A 2,802-nucleotide genomic window follows, 5' to 3' on the forward strand; every position below is an offset into this window, starting at 1 on the left:
ATTTATAGATCTATTAAAATTTAAGGTTTTAAGATTTTAATGATTTTCATAGGTCATTGAATTTATTTACTTAAAGAAAAATATAGTGTATTTGTGACACTTTTTGATTTAATAACGAAGTAACTCTTATTTCACATGCTATATTTCTCTATTAAGAATTACTTTCAATAATTAGTGAAGATATCTTAATTTAAAATGAAAAGGAGACTTTTATGCGTACATTAAAATATATTTCTTGCTTAATTCTTTTAGGCTTTTATCTATTGGTTCCTTTACAGAGTATAAGTGCTAGTGAAATTCCAAGTTACTATACAATTTTACTAGATGATACTGACCATTTAGCTTTAGCACAAAAAGAGCTTTCTGAAAATAACATACAAGTAGTATATTCAGTAGATGAAATTGGTCTTTTACAAGTCAAGGCAACTACTAATGAAATAAAAAAAATTGGTGCAAAGTCATTTGTTAGTACATATAACCCATCGATACGATTTACAGAGTCTGCAGATTCAATAAAAAAAGAAACACAGCAAGTTTCTGATGCGGTTTTTTGGGCACAACAATGGGATATGAAGCAAGTTACACATAATGGAGACAGTTATAAGATTTTTCCTGGATCAAAAAATGCAGTAGTTGGGATTATTGATTCAGGGGTGGATATAGATCATCCAGATTTAAAAGCCAATATAGTTTCTGGCTCCAAAAATTTTGTCCCTAAGGATGGATTTAGGGGCGAAGAGGCAAATGAAACAGGAGATATTAATTTTTTAAATGATTATTTAGGTCATGGTACTTTTACTGCAGGACAAATCGCAGCTAATGGTAAAATTAAGGGGGTAGCTCCAGAAACAGGGATTAGATCCTATCGAGTATTTGGTAGTAAATCAGGAGAAGTCATTTGGATAATAAAGGCGATTACAGAAGCTGCAAAAGATGATGTTGACGTGATTAACTTAAGTTTAGGTGCTTATTTAGTCAATGGTTCGGTTATAAAAGATGGTGTAAAATCTAAAGAAGAATTAGCTGAAATTAAAGCTTATAAAAAAGCAATTACATTTGCACGTAATCAAGGTAGTGTAGTAGTAGCTGCTGTAGGAAATGACTCTCTAAATGTTCGAGATAATTCTCAGATAAATGCTTTTTATAAAAAAAAGATTGAGAATGAAAATATCACATTCAAAGGAAAAGTTTTAGACGTTCCTGCGGATTTACCAGGTGTAGTAGCTGTTTCCTCTGTTGGGCCTACCGGAGAACTTGCTAACTTTTCTAATTATGGTAAGAATTTCGTTGATATATCTGCTCCCGGAGGAGATTTAAGATTGTTCCAAAAGTATGGCCCTCAAACCTGGGCAACTGAGGGGTATTATATGGATGAACAGATTGTAAGTACTTTTCCTGGAGGTGGATATTTCTTTGATAGTGGTAATTCAGTAGCTGCTCCTAAAGTTTCTGGTGCCCTAGCTTTAATTATTGATAAATATCACTTAAAAGATAAACCTAATTCTAGTGTAAAATTCCTTTACAAATATGGTGTGGACCAACAAAATCAAAATCGAGATTTATTTGGAAATGGAATCCTTAACGTATACAAAGCATTAAATCAGTAATTAGAGTATTTTTGTTAAATAAATTAATTTGTAGTCTAACTTTAATGAGAGATAAAACCACTTCTTGAAAGTGGTTTTATCTCTTTTATTTTATGAAGTGGTTGATTACTAGATTTTGCTGAATTTCTTTTAATAATAATCTGATATTTCAAGACTTAAGAAAAATTTTGTTAGCTAAATAATATAATTGTTACAATAAATCCTATCTTTTGAAGATGATTATCCATTAAGTGAAATAAAGTGTTTTATTAAATATGTTTTTTGACTAGTATAAACTGAATAATTGGTTTAGTAATATATGCTATACATAATGCAATAAATAAAGTAAAGTTTTGGCCTTTATTTATAAAAAATAAATCTAAAACCCAAAGAATCAATAGTGAAATAAAAACAATATAATAACTTAGACTAGAACTATTTTTAATAATTTTTTGTCCCATTTCATCTTTTTGAACTTCACTTCTAGTTCTCCAAGTAAATATTTCTCCCCAAGCCACTAATAAGCCCAGGATTAAAAGATATTCTGTTGTCCCATATGAGTCACCGCTTTTAAAATAACTTAATAACGTAGTTCCGAAATATAAAGTGAAAATAATTAATAAAGTAAAACAAATAATGTCTTTTGCTTTCAATTTTTATTCTCCCCTTTCAATCTTCATTGGTAAAAATAAATCTTCCATCTTAATTTCCAATTGTTTAGAAATATCAAACGCTAACTGTAAACTTGGATCATATTTTTTATTTTCAATTGCGTTAATCGTTTGTCTACTTACATTACATAATTCTGCAAGCTTTCCTTGAGAAATTGCCTTTCTTTCTCTGTAAACTTTTATTCTGTTTTCCACTTTTATTTCACCACCAGATTTAATATCTGTCAAAAATGTTTTACAATTACATGATAAAGCAAGAGGGGGAACGTTGTCAAATATATTTTACATATTTACTATAGCAAAACAATTTAGATTAACTGAAGCATGTAGTTCAGTAATAATTTGAAAATGATGTATATTTTTATTCCGACCTAAAAGATCATTCAATTTATTATTTTTCAAATTCAAAATTCGTATTTATTTGATATTTAAAAGAATAAACATATATATTTTCAAATANAAGGGATAAAATTCCGTTNTAAGGAAAAAAATTCTAGACAAATCCCATAATATGTATTAAAATACTGATTGTTAGANTNTTTAAA

The 2,802-nt window shown here is 28.6% G+C and carries 3 protein-coding genes; 1 reads left to right on the top strand and 2 read right to left on the bottom strand.

Going from position 1 to position 2,802, the window contains the following annotated elements; all coding sequences use genetic code 11:
• Nucleotides 1-212: 212 nt before the first annotated feature.
• Nucleotides 213-1,607: a S8 family peptidase gene (locus tag DN403_RS27370; protein WP_149185962.1), complete on the top strand. Its 1,395-nt coding sequence runs from the start codon at nucleotides 213-215 to the stop codon at nucleotides 1,605-1,607.
• Nucleotides 1,608-1,855: 248 nt separating this feature from the next.
• On the opposite strand, the gene DN403_RS27375 is transcribed toward DN403_RS27370, so the two are convergent.
• Both DN403_RS27375 and DN403_RS27380 read right to left on the bottom strand, forming a co-directional pair.
• Entirely contained in the window at nucleotides 1,856-2,239 is a 384-nt protein-coding gene (locus DN403_RS27375) for a hypothetical protein (RefSeq protein WP_149185963.1), read from the bottom strand.
• Nucleotides 2,240-2,242: 3 nt separating this feature from the next.
• Nucleotides 2,243-2,452 (bottom strand): helix-turn-helix transcriptional regulator, encoded by a 210-nt coding sequence (locus DN403_RS27380; protein ID WP_098023393.1) that lies wholly within the window; start codon nucleotides 2,450-2,452, stop codon nucleotides 2,243-2,245.
• Nucleotides 2,453-2,802: the final 350 nt, after the last annotated feature.

The organism is Bacillus sp. AY2-1, from assembly GCF_008368965.1.
In the GTDB taxonomy this organism is placed as follows: Bacteria; Bacillota; Bacilli; order Bacillales; family Bacillaceae_G; genus Bacillus_A; species Bacillus_A thuringiensis_S.